Origin of the sequence: Variovorax gracilis, from assembly GCF_030317115.1 — a bacterium.
GTDB classification, from domain to species: Bacteria; Pseudomonadota; Gammaproteobacteria; order Burkholderiales; family Burkholderiaceae_C; genus Variovorax; species Variovorax gracilis.
On record NZ_JASZYF010000020.1, the window covers coordinates 89,491 to 107,624 of the forward strand.

The window sequence follows — 18,134 nt, forward strand, 5'->3', positions numbered from 1 at the left end:
GGTCGCTATTCGACGGTCAGGTTGAACTGACGCGCGACGTCGACATAGCTCTTGAGCTCTTCCTGGAAAAACGGCGTGAAGGTCTGCGAAGGCATGGGAGAGGATTCGATGCCGAGCTTGTCCAGTGCGGCAATCACGTCGGGCTGCTTCATCACCACCTGGATCTCGTCGGAAAGACGCTGCACCACGGCGGCCGGCGTCCTGGCGGGCGCGAACAGGCCCCACCATCCGGTGCCTTCGAGATCGGCCACGCCGGCCTCCTTCATCGTGGGAACCATGGGAAGGTGGCCGAAGCGGCTGCTGCCGGAGACGGCCAGGGCGCGCAGCTTGCCGGTCGTGATGTGCGGCAGCACCTCGCTGGTCGTCTGGATCATGTAAGTCAGGCGCCCGGCGATCAGGTCGGGCATCGCTGCCGCGCCGCCCTTGTAGAGAACCTGGACGGGGGAGGTGCCGGTGTTCTTGGGGAAGATCAAGTTGGTCGGCGATCCGGCGCCCACTGCGCCGTAGGACGCCTTGTCCGGATTCGCCTTCATGTAGGCGACCAGTTCGGCCACCGTCTTGAACGGCGAGCTCGCGGGCACCACGAGCACGAAAGGCGCCTTGCCTGTGCGTGCGACCGGAACCAGGTCGCGGGACGCGTCATAGGGCGTCGCCTTCATCGTGGCCCGATTGAAGGCGAGGAAGGTCGCCCCCATCAGCAGCGTGTAGCCGTCGGGCGAGGCCTTGGCGACGGCGTCTGCGCCGATGTTGGCGTTGGCGCCGGGCCGGTTGTCGATGATGATCGACTGCTTGAGTCGGGCGCCCAGGTGCGTGGCAACGACGCGCGCAATGTTGTCGACCCCGCCGCCTGCGGCGTAGGGCACGATCATCTTCACCGGCTTGTCCGGGTAAGTGTCCGCCGCCAATGCGATGGACGGGTGGATTCCAAGCGAACCCAAGGCCACGATGGCGAGGGCTGCGAAGCTTGCGAGGCGCCGTTTCATCTTGTCTCTCCGTTGGATGTCTGCTGCAAGCCTGAAGGTTAGGCCGGCATTCGATTCACTACAATTTCGGTTCACCAGATGAACCGATGGCACTCAATAAATGAGCGTTAACCCTGAGTCGACAGTGCAGGCGACGGTGCGTGCGCTGGCGATCCTCGATGTCTTCACCGTCGAAGAACCGCACCTCGGCTTGAGCGAAATCGGCCGCCGCACGAGCCTGCCCAAGGCGACTGCGCTTCGCCTGTTGAAAACCCTGGCGGCGAGCGGCTACGTGGCCCGGAACGACGACGCCGAGTGGCGGCTTGGGCCCGCCACGGCGTCGCTCGGGGCCCGGTACCAGGTGTCCTTCGACATCCGCGCGAACGTCGAGCCCGCCCTGCGCAAGCTGTCCGATGCGACCGGCCAGGACGCATCCTTCTTCGTTCAGGACGGCAACCGGCGCGTGCGCCTGGTCAAGGTCATGTGTCCGGATGCCCAGCACAGCCCCGCGCGCGTGGGGGAATCGATGCCGCTCGATCAGGGCGCTGCGGGCAGGGTCATGCTGGCGGCGCTCGGGCAGCGGGGCGAGTTGTACGACCAGATCAGGGCGCGTGGCTACCACGTGACCGTGGGCGAGGCCAAGCGCACATCGGCCAGCATCGCAGTGCCGGTCTTCGGCAGCCGCTGGCGCGTCGTGGGCGCCTTGTGCATCGGAGCGCCGGCGGGCGCGGACGCCGAGGCCAAGCTGACCCGGTTCGCAGGACGACTGAAACGCGCGGCCGAGTCGCTTTCGGCTGCATTAAGTTACGACGATGACGTCGCAACGCGGCGCCTGACAGTCGCACGGTCGACTTGGCATCCCTGATGTCGTCGGTGGCCCAACTAGCGGGTCGCGAGGCCCGGAACCCCAGTTTGGATTTTGGAAAGCCCCGCATGCGCGCCTTTCCGCAGCCCGCTTCGCATTGGCCATCTGGCCACATGCGCCGACACGAACCAGCTCGCGGCAACCCCGCGATGAAATGCGCGTACCTTCCGATTGCCAGGCGAATTGGAGGCTCGCACAATGGGCGCCGCCGCAACCACTCGATCGTGGCAACTCCCAGGTGGATCCACCCCGTTCACAGAAGGATCGAGATGCGCCATTTGCTGGCGTCCATGCATGGATGCAAAAGCAGCAGACCTGCAAGAACCACGAGGAGATCCCATGTCCACGCTGACCGACTTCACCGCAGTGCTCGCCGGTTGGGAGGCGCAACGTGGCTCGCGACTTTTCCTGAAATGTTCTTCGACGAGCTTGTCAGCCACGAGGTGTCGGAGTTCGTGCGCGCCAAGATGCGCGTCCGCCTGAACAACGACCCGGACTTGTGCATGAAGCTGATCCCCAGCGACTACGGCTTCGGTACCCATCGCGTCCCGCTCGAGAACAAGTACCTCGAGGTCTACCTGCAAGACAACGTCGAGGCGGACGACTGCCGTGCCGCGCCGATTGAATGCGTTGTTCCCGAGGGCATCCGCACGGCAGACGGAAAGGTCCACGAAGTGGACGTGATCATCCTCGCCGTGGGCTTCGACGCCGGTTCGGGCGCGCTGATGCGCATCGACATCCGGGGCCGCGCTGGCCAATCGCTGAAGGCACAGTGGACACAAGAGATCCGTACCGCGATGGGATTGCAAGTGCATGGCTTTCCAAATCTGTTCACCACCGGCGCGCCGCTGGCGCCTTCGGCGGCGCTGTGCAACATGACGACCTGCCTGCAACAGCAGGTGGACTGGATTACCGGTTGCATCGCCTACGCCCGCTCGCACGGAAAGCACGTGGTGGAAGCCACGAAGGAATTCCAGGACCAATGGGTGGCGCACCACGACGAAACTGCGGCCCCAACGCTGGTGGTCAAGACGGACTCCTGGTACATGGGCTCCAACGTCAAAGGCAAGCCGCGGCGCCTGCTCGCGTACATCGGCGGCGTGGGCAACTACCGCAGCCGCTGCGACGACCTGGCTGCCAATGGCTATCCCGGATTCGCAATGCACTGAGCACACACGGCAGCACTTCATTCAATCGCTTCAAGGATCTGTCATGACCATCAACACCTACTACGGCCCGGAAGGGCATGGCCCGTACGAGCTGTACGACATTGGCACGCTCGACCTGGAGGATGGCGACGCCATCCAGAACTGCCAGTTGGCCGTCGCCACCCACGGCACGCTCAATGCTGCCAAGGACAACGCGATCCTGGTCCCCACCTGGTACTCCGGCACCAGCAAGATCATCGAGCAGGTCTACATCGGCACAGGCCGCGCACTGGATCCGGCGAAGTATTTCATCGTCGTGGTCAATCAGATTGGCAATGGCCTTTCGACCTCGCCGCACAATGCAAGCGATAGTCAGTCTGGTCCCCGTTTCCCACGCGTGCGGATCGGCGACGACGTTCGTGCGCAGCACAAGTTGCTGACCGAGCGCTTTGGCATCCGTTCGCTGGCACTCGTCGTTGGCGGATCGATGGGCGCGCAACAGACCTATGAATGGGCCGTGCGATACCCGGACATGGTCAAGCGCGCAGCAGCGATCGCTGGCACTGCGAAGAACACCGAGCACGATTTCCTCTTTACGGAAACGCTCGTGGATGCCATCACCACCGACCCGGGCTACAAGGACGGGAACTATGGCAACTCCGCCGAGGTGGCGGCGGGATTGAAGCGACACGCCAAGATGTGGACGGTCATGGGTTGGAGCACGGAATTCTTCCGTGCCGGCCGCCATCGGGCACTGGGCTTCGACTCGATGCAAGCCTTCGTCGACAACTTCATGACCGGTTACTTCGCGCCGATGGACCCGAATGACCTGCTGTCGATGGCGTGGAAATGGCAGCGCAGTGACGTCAGCCGGAACGCGGGGGGCGACCTGTCCGCGGCACTTCAGCGAGTCAAGGCGAAGACCTTCGTGATGCCGATCAGCCACGACATGTTCTTCCCGCCCGCGGACTGCCAGGCCGAACAGGAACTGATCCCCAGGAGCGAGTTCCGTCCCATCGCGAGCATCGACGGCCACCTGGCCCTTTTTGGAACCGACCCGGAGTTTCTCGCGCAGGTCGATACGCACTTGCGCGCGCTACTTGCCACCTCGGATTGAACAGGACATTTTCAAGTCGCAGGATCGGGATCGGGTGCCGCGGTCGCGCCGGGTCCTGACTGTGCCGACACGTCCTGGTGCGGAACTCAAGCGCTGGTGACGGGTAGACGGGCTATTCCTGCTGCACTTTCGCCTTGACGGCGATGCGTTTCCAGCGCTCGATCTCCTCGGCTTGGAACTTGCGCATCTCCTCGGCGCCGCCGCTCATGGTTTCGGCACCGATGCGTTCGTAGAAGGCCTTGGTCTCCGGCATGCGTTCGATCTGGGCCAACAGATTCGCGAGCCTTTCAGCCTGGGGCTTTGGGGTCTTCGAGGAGACCATGGCTCCGACCCACACGTAGGCCCCGTAGCCAGGCAGTCCCGCCTCGCCCATGTGAGGCACGTCCGGCAGCACGCTGGCGCGCCGGTCAGAGGCAACGGCCAGTGCGCGGACCTTGCCGCTCTTGATCAGTTCGGTGGAGGCGGTGATGTCAGCGAAGGCCAGGTCCACGGTTCCGGACGCCACCGCGGTGAGCGCCTCGGTGGCCCCCTTGAACGGGATGTTCTGGATGTCGACCTTGGCGCGCTCGTTGAGCGCTTCGTTCATGAGCTGGTACCCCGCCGAGCCGCCGGCGTGATTGAGCTTGCCGGGCTGGGACTTGGCAGCAGCGATGAGGTCGGCAAGCGTCTTGTACGGCGACTGCTGTGGCACCACCACCACGGTCGGCGCGCGCATCATCATGCTGAGCGGCGCGAAGTCGACTTGGGGGTTGTAGGGAAGGTTCTTGAACAGCGCCACGTTCACCGCCAGCGTCGAATTGCTGCCGACGAAAACGGTGGTGCCGTCCGCGGGCGCCTGTCGCACGGCCTGCACGGCGATGAAGCCGTTGGCGCCCGGCTTGTTGTCCACCACCACCGGCTGTCCCGTCAACTCGGTCAGCTTGCGCCCGAAATAGCGCGCCGACGTGTCGGTGCCGCTGCCCGGCGGGAATGGCACGATGAACCGTATCGGATGGTTGGCGGGCTCCTGCGCCAGCGCGACGCCGAAGGGCAGCATGGGCGCAGCGATGAGGATGGCGGCCAGCAGGCAGCACTTGCGAATCATGAGGGCCTCTTTCTTGTCTCTGTTTACGTACGGGGATCAGGCCGCGCGGACGAATTCGGCGAGGGTGCCGGAGGTGGCCAGGACCTGTTCGCCGACGAGGCGGTTCCAGTAGCTCTCGGCGCCATGCGCGGTGCGCCATTCGTGCAGGCGCCGCGTGAGCAGCTGCAGATCGTATTCCTCGGTCACGCCGATGGCGCCGTGCAGTGCATGGGCCATGTTGGCCACCCCGGGGGCTGCCTCGCTGGTGCGCGCCTTGGCCATGGCCGCGGGCAGCAGCCTCGGCGTCCGATCCGTCGACTGGAATGCGGCTTCGGCAGCGATCGACGACGCCGCCACCTGTTCCGCCATGACGCTCAGCTGGTGCTGGACTGCCTGGAACTTGCCGAGGGATTTTCCGAACTGCGAACGCTCGTTGCAGTACTGCAAGGTCATCTCGAACACCCGCATCATCGCGCCCGCCAACAGGGCCGCATGCAATGCTGCAGCCAGGGGTGCCAGTCCGGCGGCGTTGCCGGAGATGCGTTCGGCAGACCGGTCGTCAGGCCACACCAGGGTGGCCAACTGACTGTGACGGATGCCTGCGGGCAGGCGCCGAGCGTCAGCGCATGCGAGCAGCAGGAGCTGGTCGCCGTCGGCGGCCAGCACGTGTTGCGCACTCGCCCCGAAAGGCACCAGAGGGCAGCGCAGTTCGCCGGCGGCGTCGCGCGTCAACGCCGGGGCCAGGGTCAACAGGCCGTCCGGCAGCGTGGTGCCCGGGCCGGCCAGCGCGCGCGCAGCGATGGCTTGCGCCACCGGCACCGGTACGGCGTAGCGGCCAAAGTGAATCAAGATCGGGAACAGGTCCTGCAGCGGCAGCCCCGCTCCACCGCCGGCTTCCGGCGTCAGCAGTTCGAGGAAGCCGGCTCCTGCCAAGGCCTCCCACAGGGCGGCGGGGGAGCCGCCGGCTTCGATGTCGCGCACGCGCCCGGGCGTGCACTCGTCGCGAAGGATGTGTTCGATGGCTTCTGCAAACATGGCAGCTCCTTAGCGCAAGCCGAGGCCGCGCGCGATCATGCCGCGCAGGATCTCGCGGGTGCCACCGCGCAGCGAGAAGGTCGGCGCGACCTGGGTCAGATAGAAAACGGTGGCCAACAGATCGGCATCGACCTCGTCGGCAGGATCCGCCGCGATGGCCGCGGCGACCAAGGTGGGGATCTCCTGCTCGAAGGTGGTGCCGATGTCCTTGACCAGCGCAGCCTCCACGATGGGGCTCTCACCGGCGACCAGCTTGGTGGTGACGGCGATCGACATGTTGCGCAGCGTGGCCAGCTGGGTGGCCATGCGGCCAACGGCCTCGGCGTGCCGCGTGCCGGCACGACCGCGGCGCAGGCAATCCATCCAGTGCTCCAGCAGCACGATGCTCGAATAGATGCGCTCGGGGCCGCTTCGCTCGAAAGCGAGTTCGGCATTGACCTGCGCCCAGCCGGCGCCTTCGTTGCCGATCAGTGCATCGTCGGCCAGCAGCACGTCGTCGAAGAAGACCTCGTTGAAGTGCGCGTCCCCCGCCAGGTCGACGATGGGCCGCACGGTCACGCCCGGCAGCGACAGGTCGACGATGAATTGCGACAAGCCTTTCTGCCGGTCGGCCGCCTCGCCGGACGAGCGCACCAGCGCGATCATGTACTGGCAATGGTGGGCGTTGGTCGTCCAGATCTTGCGCCCGTTCAGGCGCCAGCCGCCCTCGCACTTCGTCGCCCGGGTGCCGACACTGGCCAGGTCCGAGCCCGAGTTGGGCTCGCTCATGCCGATGCAGAAGAAGGCTCGCGCCGCGCAGATCTCCGGAAGGTACTTGCGGCGCTGCGCCTCGGTGCCGAACTTGTGGATCAACGGCCCGCTCTGCCGGTCGGCGATCCAGTGTGCGGACACCGGCGCACCGGCCGCCAGCAATTCCTCGACCAGGACGAAGCGCGAGAAGGCGTCCAGACTGGCGCCCCCGTACTCCTTGGGCAGCGTCACGCCGACCCAGCCACGCGCGGCGAGCTTGCGGCTGAACTCCGCATCGAAGCCCATCCATGACCGGGCCCTCACCTGAGGCGGCGGCGGTACGAAGGAGGCGCGGAGAAACTCCCGCACCTCGGCACGGAACGCCTCAGCTGCCTCCGGCAGCGCGGCATATCGAAAAGCGGAGAGCAGTTGCGTCATCGCGTGCCGCTCACGAGCCGATGGTGTAGCCGCCGTTGGCAGACAGGTGCTGCCCGGTGACGTACGAAGCGGCATCCGACAGCAGGAAGCAGATTGGACGGGCGACTTCGCGCGCATCGGCCCAACGGCCCAGCGGAATCTGCTGCAGGTAGGTATCGGCGAACTTCTCGCTGCGGATCGTTTCCGTCATCGGTGTTTCGACCACGCCGAAGCCCACCGTATTGACGCGCACGTTGTATTTGGCCCATTCGCGCGCTGCGCACATTGTGAGGCCCAGCACGCCGGCCTTGGCCGCGCCGTAGTTGATCTGCCCGATGGTGCCGCGCCGCCCCGCATCCGAGGAGATGTTGACGATCGAGCCGCCGGACTTGTCTCCGCCACGCGAACGCGCCAGCATGTGCCGCCCCACGGCCTGCAGGAAATTGAACGAGCCGGTCAGGTGCACGTCCATGACCTGCTGCCATTGCTCCAGCGTCATCTTCTCGATCATGGCCGGCCGCGTGATGCCGGCGTTGTTCACCAGGCCATGCACGGCGCCAAAGCGGGCCACGCTTTGCTCGACCACGCTTTGCGCGAAGGCGTTGTCGGCCACGCTGCCGGCCAGGGCGAGCACGCGGTCGCCGCCGGCTTCGGCAGCGAATGCCTGCACGCCGTCGGCATTCATATCGACCGCCGTCACGGTGCCGCCCAGCTCCAGCACCAGTTCGCCAAGGGCGCGGCCGATTCCCTGCGCCGCGCCGGTCACCACGATGTTGCGGCCTTGAAGGCCCAATACTTGTTCACTCATGATCGTCTCTTTCAATTCCTAAAGGGTGTCTTCGGTGCCGAGCACCAGGGTCGCCTGGCTGGACAACTCTCCGCCGTTGCCGTGCGCCAGCGCCAGTTGCGCGTTCGCGACCTGACGTTCGCCAGCCAGTCCCATCAGCTGCTGCGTGGCCTCCACCATCGTGAACAGCCCGTACATCCCGGGATGCACGCACGACAGGCCGCCGCCATTGGTGTTGACCGGCAATTCGCCGCCCGGCGCAATGCGCCCGCCTTCGACGAACGATCCGCCCTCGCCCTTGGCGCAGAAGCCCAGGTCCTCGAGGAACAGGAGCGTGTTGATGGTGAAGGCGTCGTACAGCTCGACCACGTCGATGTCGGAAGGCTTCACGCCGGCCTGGGCGAACGCGCGGGCACCGGAATGAACGGCGGCGGTGGTGGTCAGGTCCGGCATCGAGGTGATGTCGCGGTGATCGGTGGCAGCCGCTGCGCCGAGCAGGTAGACCGGGCGCTTCGCAAGATGTCTTGCGCGCTCGGCGCTCACCATCACCACCGCGGCGGCACCGTCGGTCACCAGGCAGCAGTCGCGCACGCTGAGCGGGTCCGACACCATGCGCGCCTTGAGGTAGTCCTCCATCGTCAGCGGATCGCGCATGAAGGCATCGGGGTTGAGCTGCGCCCATTGGCGCGCGGCGATGGCCACCTCGCCAAGCTGTTCGCGCCGCAGCCCGTACTCGTGCATGTAGCGCGAAGTCGCAAGCGCGTAGGCCCCGGCCGGTCGCATCAGCTTGTAGGGCGCTTCATAGGCAGTGGGACGCATGGCGCTCACGAGCCCGCCCGCCGCCGTGCGCTGGTTGCTGCCGTAGGAGATGAGGGCGACGTCGCATTGACCGGCCTCGATGGCCAGCGCGGCCCACATGGCATGGGTCAGGAAGGCGGAGCCACCGGTGCGGTTGTTCTCGGTGATGCGCGGCTGGATGCCCAGGTACTCCGCGAAAGTGAGGCCGGAGAGAAAGTCGTCCGGCAAGCCGATGAACAGGCCATCGACGTCACCGGGTGTCAGGCCCACCTGGTCGAGCGCACGCACGCTGGCGTTCACCGCCAGGTCCATGGAACTCAGCCCCGGCGACTCGCCCATGCCGTAGGTGCTGGCGCCGACGATCGCGGTTCTGCCGCGCGGAAAACGGTCCCGCGTCATGCCGCACCTCCCACCACGTCGAACACCAGGATCGGCATATCGTCCTGGCTGCCGATGCGCGAGCGCACTTCCATGCCGATATGCACGGCTTCGGGTTCGATGCCCTCGACGCGGCACATCACGCGCGGACCTTCTTCCAGGTCGACCAGCACCACGTTGTAGGGCTTCTGTGGCGGCTTGGGACGCACGACCGTCGTGGCGTAGACCGTGCCGCGGCCACTGGCCGCGACCCATTCGAGGTCCCGGGCGCCGGTCACAGGCTCCGCGACGCGCGGGTGAAAGTAGAAGCGTCCGCTGCTGCGAGAACGCTGCAGCATGAAGCGGCCCTGCGCGAGGTGCGCAAAATACTCTTGTTCGGGATGCATGTCGCTCATCTCTTTGAGTCAGGTCTGGGGCTTGGACGTGTCCGCCCACTGGTAGAGCGGGGGCTCCTTCGCCAGGAAGCGGCGTGCCGCCTCCTGATGAAAATCGCTTTCCCGGCACATGGCCTGCGCCATGGCTTCCTGCGCATAGACGCTGCGCCGGTCCGACTCGAAGGCGTGGTTCATCACGCCCTTGACCAGACCCAGCGCCTCCGTCGGCGCGGTGTGGAAGCGCTCGGCGAAGTCCAGCGCCGCCCGGCGCAGGTCTCCCGGCACCACCTGCTGCGCGAGGCCCATGGCCAGCGCCTCCTCGGCATCGACCACGCGGGCGCTGAAGACCAGGTCCTTGGCACGCGCCAGGCCCACGGCGCGCGGCAGCAGGTACATCGCGCCCATGTCGGGCACGTAGCCCAGGCGGGCGAAGACGCTGCAGAACTTGGCGCGCGGCGACGCCAGGACGAAGTCGGCAGCCAAGGCCAGCGACAGCCCGGCGCCAAAAGCCACGCCGTCCACGGCGGCGATCACGGGCTTCTCCAGGTCCACCAGTTCGTCGAACCAGCGGTGGATCTTGCGAATGCGTTCACGGCCCTCGAAGATGTCGCGCTTCCCGTCGCTCGACCCCATCGACTTGATGTCGCCGCCAGCGCAGAAGTGGCCGCCGGCGCCGGTGATCACGACCGCTCGCACGGACGGGTCGTCCCGCACTTCGGCAACGGCCTGCTCGAACGCCGATCGCAGTTCGAGACTCAGCGCGTTGCGCTGTTCGGGGCGGTTCATGGTCAGCACCGCGGTGCCGCCGTGGCGTTCCAGAAGAAGAATGGACATGGCTGCTTCCTTCCTCAGTACCGCACTTGCATCAACCACTCGGCGACCATCGCGGGGCGTTCGGCACCTTCGCCTTGCACCTTGACGTTCCAGAAGCAGCGCACCTCGCCGGGCTTCACGTCTTCCACCTTGGCCAGCTCGAAGCTGCCCACCAGGTGCGTGCCGCATGGGACAGGGCTGGTGAAGCGCACCTTGTCGAAGCCGTAGTTCAGCGCCATCTTCCGGTTCGGGAAGTCGAAGCACCGGTGGTACCAGCCGGTCACCAGCGACAGCGTCAGCAGCCCGTGCGCGATGGTCGTCTTGAACGGCGACTCCAGCGCGGCACGCTCCGGGTCGACGTGGATCCATTGCTGGTCGTGCGTGACGGCAGCAAACTGGTCGATCATGGCCTGGTCGATCACGATGGCATCCCCGCTCACGGCAGGCTCGCCGACGAAGGCCTTCAGTGCGTCGATGGAATCGAATGATTTCTTTTTCATCAGTCGGCCTTCACGCCCAGGGACTTGGCAACCGGAATCCACTTGGCTCGCTCGTCCGCAATGAACTTGCCGAAGACTTCCGGCGAACCGGGCATCGAAACCGCGCCGATGTTGCGCAGCTTTTCGACCAGTTCGGGCTTCTTCAGAGCTTCGTTGATGGCCCCATTCAATTCCTTGACCGCCGAAGCGGGCGTTCTTGCGGGCGCGACCACGCCAAACCAGGCGCTGGCCTCCGCGTTGGCAAAACCGGCCTCCTTGAGCGTCGGCACGTCAGGCAGTTGAGGAAAGCGAACGAAGTCGAGGATCGCGAGCGGCACGATCTTGCCCGCCTTGGCCTGCTGCATCGACGACGGCAGCGCATCGAACATGATGTCGACGTTGCCGCCCATCATGCTGGTGATGGCGGGCGAACTCCCGCTGAACGGGACGTGCGTGACCTTGAAGCCCATCATGCTGGAAGCCGACTCGCCGGCCAGGTGCGTGATGTTGCCGCTACTGGCGCTTCCCATGGTGAGCTTGCCCGGCTCCTTCTTGCCCATCGCGACCAGGGCGGCGACATCCTTCGCCCCCAGGTTCTGTCGCGTCACCAGCAGCAGCGGCGACTTGCCCATGCCCGCAACGGGCACGAAGGACTTCTCGGGGTCATACGGCATCGTGGCATACAGCGCCTGGTTGATGACCAGCGGCGCGTTGGAGCCGACGAAGAAAGTCTTTCCGTCGGGTTCGGCGCGCGAAACGATCTCGCCCGCGATCATGCCGGCGGCACCTGCCTTGTTGTCGATGATGATCGGCGTACCCAGCACCTGCGAGGTCTCGTGCGCCACGAGGCGCGTGATCTGGTCGGCTGCGCCGCCCGCCGGGTAGGGCACCACGAACTTGATCGGCGCCTTCTGCGCCAGCGCCGGAGCGACGGCGGCGGCCAGCGCCAGCGCGGCCAGCGTGCGGCGAGTGAGGGAAGTCTTCATGCGGTTTGTCTCCATGAGTTGAATCGGGATTTGGCAGGCGGCCTACACCACGCCCTTGGCCTGGAGTTCGGCGATCCGAGCCGCCGACAGGCCCAGGCGCTGCTGCAGCACGGCGTCGTTGTGCTCGCCCAGCAAGGGAGCGGACTTGTCGTACTGGATCGGCGTGCCGGAAAGGCGGATCGGGTTGGCCACGCTCGGCGCCTGCACGCCGGCACTGTGCGGCAAGGCCAGCTGCATCTCGCGGTGGCGCACCTGGGGATCCTCGAAGACCTGCTTCATGTTGTGAATCGGTCCGCAGGGCACGTTGTTGGCCTCCAGCAGGGTGACCCACTCCTCCATCGTCCTGGCGAGCATCGCCTCGGCGACCAATGGAATCAGGTCCTTGCGATTGCGGTTGCGCTGAGGTCCGGTGGCAAACGCCGGATCGGTGGCGAGGTGCTCACGGCCGATCACGCGGCAGAAGGCGGCGTACTGGCCATCGTTGCCGACGGCGATGATGATGTCGCCCTCCCTGCACTTGAACACCTGGTAGGGGACCATGTTCGAGTGGGCGTTGCCCATGCGCTCCGGGATCTTGCCCGAGAGAAAGTAGTTGATCGCCTGGTACGAGTTGATCGTGACGATGCAGTCCAGCAGCGACATGTCGATGTACTGCCCTTCGCCGCTGATGTGACGGTGCTCCAGGGCCGCCAGGATGGCCGTCGTCGCGTACATGCCGGTGAGCAGGTCGCTGATGGCGATGCCGCTTTTCATGGGGGCGGCGCCGGGCTCGCCGTCAGGCACCCCGGTGATGCTCATGAGGCCGCCCATGCCCTGGAACACGTAGTCGTAGCCGGGGAGCGCGGCGTACGGGCCGTCCTGGCCGAAGCCGGTGACCGAGCAATAGACGATGCGCGGGTTGATTTTCCGCAGGTCTTCGTAGGCAAGGCCGTAGCGCGCCAGCGTGCCGACCTTGTAGTTCTCGACCACCACGTCGGCATCCGCTGCCAGCATGCGGATGATCTCCTGCCCCTCGGGCGTGGCGAGGTCCACCGTCACCGACTGCTTGCCGCGGTTGGCGCTCAGGAAATACGAGGAGTCGCGCGTCTCGTTGCCGTCGGCGTCCTTCAGGAAGGGCGGGCCCCAGGTGCGCGTGTCGTCGCCCACGCGCGGACGTTCGATCTTGATCACCTCTGCGCCCATGTCGGCGAGGTTCTGCGTGGCCCAGGGGCCGGCCAGGATTCGCGTGAGATCGAGCACCTTGATGTGCCCCAGCGCTGTTTTCATGGTGTCTCCGTGTGTCGTGCCATGACGGCAAGAATAGGAGCGAGTTTCATTCTTTGCCAATATTTAATTGGCTACGTTTGATACACGAACGGTATTGCCATGGACTACGCGCCAAGCGCTATATGGGGTTTTTACTTATTTTTGGTGATACGAACCGAGTATTGAAAGAGACCGTTTCGCTATTGGACATTTGCAGACTCCATCCCTAACCTCGGCGTTTCATCGAAATCGGAGACAGAGCAGCCATGTCCAACTTCCTTCTCTACGAACAGCAAGGCCCCGTCGTCACGCTGACCATGAACGAGCCGCAGCGCCGCAACCCGCTGACCGGCAACACAGCGGTGAGCGACTTTCTCGAAGCCATCGACCGCATCCACGACGACCGCAGCGTGCGCGCCGTGATCCTCACGGGCGCAGGCACGGCGTTCTCGTCGGGCGGCGACATCAAGGACATGGAGCGCCAGTCCTCGGGCAGCGTGGGCGGCATGCAGATACGCCAGGAATACCGCACGGGCATCCAGCGCCTGCCGCTCGCCCTGTTCAACCTCGAAGTCCCGGTGATTGCCGCGGTCAATGGCGCAGCCATCGGCGCCGGCATGGACCTGGCATGCATGTGCGACGTTCGCATCGCGTCCGAACATGCGAAATTCGCAGAGAGCTTCGTCAAGCTGGGCATCATCCCCGGCGACGGCGGCGCCTGGCTGCTGCCGCGCCTGATCGGGCTCTCGCGCGCCAGCGAGCTGTCGTTCACCGGCGACGTGATCGGCGCTCAGCAGGCGCTGGATTGGGGCCTGGTGTCGCGCGTCGTCCCCGCCGACCAGCTGCTCGCGTCGGCCAACGAGCTGGCCGCGCGCATTGCAGCCAATCCGCCGCACGCAGTTCGCCTGACCAAGCGACTGCTGCGCGAAGCCATGCACTCGCGGCTCGATACGCTGCTGGAGATGGCGGCCTCGTTCCAGGCGCTGTCGCACCAGACGGACGACCACCGCGAAGCGGTCACGGCCTTCCTCGAGAAGCGCCCGCCCGTCTTCAAGGGATGACACCGTGGGCGCAGTGCCGACATTGGCAGCGGGAGCGGACGTGCCGCTCGGCTATGCTTGGTTGCAACGCCATAGCCCCACCATGGACCTGCGCCGGATCCGCCATTTCGTCGTCCTTGCCGAGACCCTGAACTTTCGCCGCGCGGCTGAAAAGCTGCACATGGCACAGCCGCCTTTGACGGTTTCCATCCAGAAGCTGGAGGCGGAACTCGGCACCAGGCTGTTTGATCGCGGCACGACCGGGGTGTCACTCACGCCGACCGGCCGCACGGTGCTCGCCGAAGCACGCAAGCTGCTGTTCCATGGCAGCCAGCTGGGGGCCATCGCGCGCAGCGCCCTCGAAGGCACGGGCGGCACGTTGCACGTGGGTTTCGTCGGCACCACCACATACGGAATGCTCCAGAAGGTCGTACCGCGATTTCGCGCCGAATATCCCGGCGTCGAGCTGGTGCTGCACGAGGCCACGTCGGTATCGATCCTTCAGCAGCTGGAAGATCGTGGACTGGACGTGGGCCTGGTGCGCACGCCCTTGCTGCGCACCACCTCTGCGACCCTCGTCCCGCTGGAGCGCGACGAGTTCATCGTGGCGTTGCCGCGCGGTCACGCCCTTGCCGGAAGGGGGCCGTTGCATCTGAGCGACCTGGCCGGCGAATCCTTCGTGATGTATGGGGCAGGCGCGGCCGCAGGCCTTCACAGCGCCGCCATGCTGGCGTGCCAGAGCGCGGGCTTCATGCCACGCGTTGCGCAGCAGGGCGTGCAGGTTCAGACCTTGCTGGCGTTGGTGGAGAGTGGCCTCGGCATCGCCCTGGTGCCCTCCGTCATGCAGCGCTACGCAAGTGACAAGATCGAATACCGTCCGCTGCTGGAACTGCCGGAGGGTGCTTCCGTGGGGCTTGCACTGGCGTACATGGCAGAGACCGAGAGCCCTGCGGCGGCACGCTTTCGCACCGCCGCGCTTGGTGCTTGCAAAGGCTAGCCACCCTCGCGACCTTCGAAACCGGTCGTTGACGCGCGACATAGTCCTGGCCTTCCGTTGCCAATCGGGCGCCCCCTGCGACGCAGATTGGGAAGTTGGGGGTGCGAAGAGGCATACACCGTGCCGGGATCACGCCTGCGAGGGAGATTTGCCACGTGCCCGTCGTGCGTCTCGAGTACCGCTCACGCGGCCGATCTCGATGTCGGGCTGGTCGAGCAGCGCATCGAGCACCCCCAGGTGAACGCGCCGTGGGCGCCACCGCCCTGAAGCGCAAGATTCAGAGTTGTGCGGCCGAAGGAAGAGGTTCAGGCAGGAGCGAAGACCTTTCAGGCCGCCGCGCGGCGAATTGCGTGGGGATATGCATTGAGAAGCTCTCCCCTTCTCGGCGGCCCGCATGGCACGATAGTTCTGCCGAGCGGCCCTTGCGTTGTAGGCACGCGATAGCCTTCGAATGGCCCAGACCGCGCCTGGCACGCTGGTTTCTGATGACAGGACCGGCACGTTCCCATCACGTTCGCGTGACGCTGGAGTTGCTCGCCTCCATGCCTGGCGTGCGCCGCGGCGTTGTAGCCGCGGCCGCGGGGCGTTCCAATACGACGGTTTGATTCGAGCTTGCAGTCGCGAATCCGCGACGTCGGAACCGAGTAAACCGCGTCGGGCGAAGGCCTACCTGCAGCATCGAACCTCGCGTACACCGGTCTCTGCGTTTGGCTCGTTCCATGCGACGTACACAACCTCAAAGGACGACGCCATGGCCACCTACGCTCAAGAATCACCGATGCCTGGCATTGCCCCGCGCCAAGACGTGGCGGCGTTCGAAGCTCCCCGATCAGGCGTGTCATGGGGCGCCGTGTTTGCAGGCGCGGCCGTGGCTGCGGCGCTGACTTTGATCATGATGGTGCTGGGCGCCGGCATGGGCCTGGGCCTCGCATCCCCTTGGGAGGGCGAGGGTGCAGAAGCGAAAACGATCGGCATCGCAGGGATCTTCTGGATCACGTTCACCCAGCTCGCTTCATCGGGGTTGGGCGGATACCTCGCTGGGCGCCTCCGAACGAAGTGGAGCGGTATCCATACGGACGAGGCGCGTTTTCGCGACACTGCTCACGGGGTTCTCTCATGGGCCGTGGCTACCCTTGTGACCTTCGCGTTGATCGCCTCTGCCCTTGGGTCGGCCGTGAGTGCCGGAGCCAAGGCCGGAATGGGTGTAGCCACAGCCGTGGCTGGTGGCGCAGCGACCGCGGCGGCAGGAACTGCAGCGAGCCGCTCCGGCGACGATGGAAGTAGCGGCCCCATGGCGTACATGACTGACTCCCTGTTCCGGAAAGATCCGAGCGCGGCGCCATCATCGGGTGGCACAAGCCAGCCTGAAGCAGGTCAAGGCGCGGCCGACCGAGCAACGACCGCAGAAGTGAGCCGGATTTTTGCCAACGCATTGCGCACTGGTACGCTCTCGCCTGAGGACAGCCGCTACGCGAGCCAGGTCGTCGCTCAGCGAACCGGCCTGAGCCAACAGGATGCCGAAAAGCGCGTCAACGACGTCTACTCGCGCGCCAAGGCGGCTCTGGAGGAGACCAAGACCAAGGCAAAGGCGATGGCGGACTCCGCACGAAAGGCAACTGCATACGGATCGCTTTGGATATTCATTTCGTTGGTACTCGGTGCGCTCTTCGCCTCCTACTGCGCGACGCTCGGCGGCCGGCAGCGAGACCTTTGAATTGGGAATGTCTCCGGCAGTTGCTGGCCCGCGCGCACTCAACCAACGGCGCCCTTTCTTGACCGGTCCCGCAGGTCGCTCGCCTAGTTCCCATTTGAAGGGGTGGCGGTAGAGCGACCGCGGACCGTCCAAAGCAGGTCCGGCGACTGCGCGATCCCGAATGACGGCCCGTTCGATCTGCGCACCAATCCTGAAGGAGAACGAGATGTCCGAACAGTACCGTCATTTAGCCGTCTTCATCGACAACCCCGGCGAGGGCAATTTTGTGTGGATCGTGCTGGAGAGCACGGGCGATCCCGCCGTCTGGCTTGATCTGGAAACGGGCAGTGAGTCCTATCCTGCTTGGATCGAGGCCTTCGAAGCGGGCAACGACGCCTTACTTGCCTACGTCGAAGACAAAAATCTAGGACCGATTGCGGAAGCGTTGGGGGACGAGGAAGAGGATACCTAGGGGCCTCGTTGCGGGGAAGCGAGGACACCGACAGCGCGCGGCTCTTGGCCAAATAACCCGCTAAATGACTGCCGGCTGAGGCAACCGGCGCCGCGAGCACCAATTTGCGCCCGTGCTTGAAAGATGCTATGTGGGACTCCCCGAGGCTGACCCGTTGAGCTAGAACGGAACTTCCCAACCTCTTTGTGCGAAGGAGATGGTATGGACGCCTCCCTCCCGCTAAAGGACTGCGAAGGTTGGGAATTCCGCTGATGAAGGTGGGGGCCTCGCAGTCGACGGCATCAAGTGCCAGAGTGGAGGTTCGATGTAGCAACCACTCTCCGACGGAGGCCCCGAAATGAATCGTACGACGTATGGCTTGGACATTGCAAAGAACGTGATGCAACTCCACTGGGTTGATGGCGAGACAGGCGAGATCGGGCGCAAGAAGCTCCCTCGAGGCACGCTGGGCGGATTCTTCGCGCAGCTGCAGCCAGCGCGCGTGGTGATGGAGGCGTGCGGCAGTGCGCACCATTGGGCGCGCGTACTCGGCGGACTCGGACATCAGGTCGAGTTGCTGCCGGCGCGACAGGTTCGCGCGTTTGTGCGCAGCAACAAGAATGACGCTGCCGATGCACGAGCGATCTGGCTGGCGGCGCAGCAGTCGGACATTCGTCGTGCCCCGATCAAGACTGTCGAGCAGCAGGCGGTGCTGTCGCTGCACCGAGCGCGCTCGCACTGGGTGAGCGTGCGCACG

Annotated in this window: 19 protein-coding genes and 1 pseudogene; 8 read left to right on the plus strand and 12 right to left on the minus strand. The window is 65.3% G+C overall.

Features of this window, described 5'->3' with window-relative positions:
• Positions 1-5: 5 nt before the first annotated feature.
• Positions 6-983: a Bug family tripartite tricarboxylate transporter substrate binding protein gene (locus tag QTH97_RS26880; RefSeq protein WP_286571577.1), complete on the minus strand. Its 978-nt coding sequence runs from the start codon at positions 981-983 to the stop codon at positions 6-8.
• A 100-nt stretch (positions 984-1,083) separates the two neighbouring features.
• On the opposite strand from QTH97_RS26880, the gene QTH97_RS26885 reads away from it, so the two are divergent.
• From QTH97_RS26885 to QTH97_RS26895, 3 genes are all read left to right on the plus strand, one after another.
• Entirely contained in the window at positions 1,084-1,827 is a 744-nt protein-coding gene (locus tag QTH97_RS26885; RefSeq protein WP_286571578.1) for an IclR family transcriptional regulator, read from the plus strand.
• A gap of 413 nt (positions 1,828-2,240) precedes the next feature.
• Complete coding sequence (locus tag QTH97_RS26890) at positions 2,241-2,996, plus strand: NAD(P)/FAD-dependent oxidoreductase (RefSeq protein ID WP_286571579.1); 756 nt, start codon at positions 2,241-2,243, stop codon at positions 2,994-2,996.
• 43 nt (positions 2,997-3,039) lie between these two features.
• On the plus strand, positions 3,040-4,092 hold the full coding sequence (locus QTH97_RS26895) for an alpha/beta fold hydrolase (protein WP_286571580.1): 1,053 nt from the start codon (positions 3,040-3,042) through the stop codon (positions 4,090-4,092).
• A 112-nt stretch (positions 4,093-4,204) separates the two neighbouring features.
• Here the strand turns inward: QTH97_RS26895 and QTH97_RS26900 are convergent, their stop codons facing one another.
• Genes QTH97_RS26900 through QTH97_RS26945 form a run of 10 tightly spaced genes read right to left on the minus strand, consistent with a single transcriptional unit; the run spans position 4,205 to position 13,217 of the window.
• Entirely contained in the window at positions 4,205-5,176 is a 972-nt protein-coding gene (locus QTH97_RS26900) for a Bug family tripartite tricarboxylate transporter substrate binding protein (RefSeq protein ID WP_444813475.1), read from the minus strand.
• 36 nt (positions 5,177-5,212) lie between these two features.
• Positions 5,213-6,190, minus strand: coding sequence for an acyl-CoA dehydrogenase family protein (locus tag QTH97_RS26905; protein WP_286571581.1), 978 nt, complete (start codon positions 6,188-6,190; stop codon positions 5,213-5,215).
• A gap of 9 nt (positions 6,191-6,199) precedes the next feature.
• On the minus strand, positions 6,200-7,357 hold the full coding sequence (locus QTH97_RS26910; RefSeq protein WP_286571582.1) for an acyl-CoA dehydrogenase family protein: 1,158 nt from the start codon (positions 7,355-7,357) through the stop codon (positions 6,200-6,202).
• Between the two features lie 10 nt (positions 7,358-7,367).
• A complete protein-coding gene (locus tag QTH97_RS26915; RefSeq protein WP_286571583.1) occupies positions 7,368-8,144 on the minus strand; it encodes an SDR family NAD(P)-dependent oxidoreductase in 777 nt (258 codons plus the stop codon).
• A gap of 18 nt (positions 8,145-8,162) precedes the next feature.
• Complete coding sequence (locus QTH97_RS26920) at positions 8,163-9,320, minus strand: thiolase family protein (RefSeq protein ID WP_286571584.1); 1,158 nt, start codon at positions 9,318-9,320, stop codon at positions 8,163-8,165.
• A complete protein-coding gene (locus QTH97_RS26925) occupies positions 9,317-9,694 on the minus strand; it encodes a Zn-ribbon domain-containing OB-fold protein (RefSeq protein ID WP_286571585.1) in 378 nt (125 codons plus the stop codon). The genes QTH97_RS26920 and QTH97_RS26925 overlap by 4 nt, the downstream gene beginning before the upstream one ends.
• Positions 9,695-9,703: 9 nt before the next feature.
• Complete coding sequence (locus QTH97_RS26930) at positions 9,704-10,507, minus strand: enoyl-CoA hydratase/isomerase family protein (RefSeq protein WP_286571586.1); 804 nt, start codon at positions 10,505-10,507, stop codon at positions 9,704-9,706.
• Positions 10,508-10,521: 14 nt separating this feature from the next.
• Entirely contained in the window at positions 10,522-10,986 is a 465-nt protein-coding gene (locus QTH97_RS26935) for a MaoC family dehydratase (RefSeq protein WP_286571587.1), read from the minus strand.
• Positions 10,986-11,951: a Bug family tripartite tricarboxylate transporter substrate binding protein gene (locus QTH97_RS26940; RefSeq protein ID WP_286571588.1), complete on the minus strand. Its 966-nt coding sequence runs from the start codon at positions 11,949-11,951 to the stop codon at positions 10,986-10,988. Before QTH97_RS26940 ends, QTH97_RS26935 begins: the two co-directional genes overlap by 1 nt.
• A gap of 42 nt (positions 11,952-11,993) precedes the next feature.
• A complete protein-coding gene (locus QTH97_RS26945; protein ID WP_286571589.1) occupies positions 11,994-13,217 on the minus strand; it encodes a CaiB/BaiF CoA transferase family protein in 1,224 nt (407 codons plus the stop codon).
• A gap of 245 nt (positions 13,218-13,462) precedes the next feature.
• Here QTH97_RS26945 and QTH97_RS26950 point away from each other — a divergent pair, with 245 nt between their 5' ends.
• Together QTH97_RS26950 and QTH97_RS26955 are read left to right on the plus strand one after the other, a co-directional pair.
• Positions 13,463-14,257 carry a crotonase/enoyl-CoA hydratase family protein gene (locus QTH97_RS26950; protein ID WP_286571590.1) on the plus strand — a complete coding sequence of 265 codons (795 nt, stop codon included), beginning with the start codon at positions 13,463-13,465 and terminating at the stop codon, positions 14,255-14,257.
• A 61-nt stretch (positions 14,258-14,318) separates the two neighbouring features.
• Positions 14,319-15,233: a LysR family transcriptional regulator gene (locus QTH97_RS26955; RefSeq protein WP_353655655.1), complete on the plus strand. Its 915-nt coding sequence runs from the start codon at positions 14,319-14,321 to the stop codon at positions 15,231-15,233.
• Positions 15,234-15,407: 174 nt separating this feature from the next.
• Here the strand turns inward: QTH97_RS26955 and QTH97_RS37160 are convergent.
• A pseudogene (locus tag QTH97_RS37160) lies at positions 15,408-15,514 on the minus strand (patatin-like phospholipase family protein); the annotation flags it as partial.
• Between the two features lie 470 nt (positions 15,515-15,984).
• Between QTH97_RS37160 and QTH97_RS26960 the strand changes: the two are divergent.
• From QTH97_RS26960 to QTH97_RS26970, 3 genes are all read left to right on the plus strand, one after another.
• Positions 15,985-16,947, plus strand: a complete 963-nt coding sequence (locus tag QTH97_RS26960) for a hypothetical protein (RefSeq protein WP_286571591.1) — start codon at positions 15,985-15,987, stop codon at positions 16,945-16,947.
• Positions 16,948-17,152: 205 nt separating this feature from the next.
• The gene (locus QTH97_RS26965) at positions 17,153-17,398 is read left to right on the plus strand and encodes a hypothetical protein (protein ID WP_286571592.1); all 246 of its coding nucleotides are present in this window, start codon (positions 17,153-17,155) and stop codon (positions 17,396-17,398) included.
• 337 nt (positions 17,399-17,735) lie between these two features.
• Positions 17,736-18,134, plus strand: a 399-nt coding sequence (locus QTH97_RS26970) for an IS110 family transposase (protein ID WP_286571593.1), incomplete at its 3' end; no start/stop codon positions are given.

What these genes read in the sequence shown, in the direction of transcription:
- QTH97_RS26965 (WP_286571592.1), top strand. Translation starts at nt 17,153, where the DNA reads ATGTCCGAACAGTACCGTCATTTAGCCGTCTTCATCGACAACCCCGGC.
- QTH97_RS26910 (WP_286571582.1), bottom strand. Translation starts at nt 7,357, where the DNA reads ATGACGCAACTGCTCTCCGCTTTTCGATATGCCGCGCTGCCGGAGGCA.
- QTH97_RS26885 (WP_286571578.1), top strand. Translation starts at nt 1,084, where the DNA reads ATGAGCGTTAACCCTGAGTCGACAGTGCAGGCGACGGTGCGTGCGCTG.
- QTH97_RS26900 (WP_444813475.1), bottom strand. Translation starts at nt 5,176, where the DNA reads ATGATTCGCAAGTGCTGCCTGCTGGCCGCCATCCTCATCGCTGCGCCC.
- QTH97_RS26905 (WP_286571581.1), bottom strand. Translation starts at nt 6,190, where the DNA reads ATGTTTGCAGAAGCCATCGAACACATCCTTCGCGACGAGTGCACGCCC.
- QTH97_RS26945 (WP_286571589.1), bottom strand. Translation starts at nt 13,217, where the DNA reads ATGAAAACAGCGCTGGGGCACATCAAGGTGCTCGATCTCACGCGAATC.
- QTH97_RS26925 (WP_286571585.1), bottom strand. Translation starts at nt 9,694, where the DNA reads ATGAGCGACATGCATCCCGAACAAGAGTATTTTGCGCACCTCGCGCAG.
- QTH97_RS26880 (WP_286571577.1), bottom strand. Translation starts at nt 983, where the DNA reads ATGAAACGGCGCCTCGCAAGCTTCGCAGCCCTCGCCATCGTGGCCTTG.
- QTH97_RS26920 (WP_286571584.1), bottom strand. Translation starts at nt 9,320, where the DNA reads ATGACGCGGGACCGTTTTCCGCGCGGCAGAACCGCGATCGTCGGCGCC.
- QTH97_RS26930 (WP_286571586.1), bottom strand. Translation starts at nt 10,507, where the DNA reads ATGTCCATTCTTCTTCTGGAACGCCACGGCGGCACCGCGGTGCTGACC.
- QTH97_RS26895 (WP_286571580.1), top strand. Translation starts at nt 3,040, where the DNA reads ATGACCATCAACACCTACTACGGCCCGGAAGGGCATGGCCCGTACGAG.
- QTH97_RS26950 (WP_286571590.1), top strand. Translation starts at nt 13,463, where the DNA reads ATGTCCAACTTCCTTCTCTACGAACAGCAAGGCCCCGTCGTCACGCTG.
- QTH97_RS26915 (WP_286571583.1), bottom strand. Translation starts at nt 8,144, where the DNA reads ATGAGTGAACAAGTATTGGGCCTTCAAGGCCGCAACATCGTGGTGACC.
- QTH97_RS26935 (WP_286571587.1), bottom strand. Translation starts at nt 10,986, where the DNA reads ATGAAAAAGAAATCATTCGATTCCATCGACGCACTGAAGGCCTTCGTC.
- QTH97_RS26890 (WP_286571579.1), top strand. Translation starts at nt 2,241, where the DNA reads ATGTTCTTCGACGAGCTTGTCAGCCACGAGGTGTCGGAGTTCGTGCGC.
- QTH97_RS26940 (WP_286571588.1), bottom strand. Translation starts at nt 11,951, where the DNA reads ATGAAGACTTCCCTCACTCGCCGCACGCTGGCCGCGCTGGCGCTGGCC.
- QTH97_RS26960 (WP_286571591.1), top strand. Translation starts at nt 15,985, where the DNA reads ATGGCCACCTACGCTCAAGAATCACCGATGCCTGGCATTGCCCCGCGC.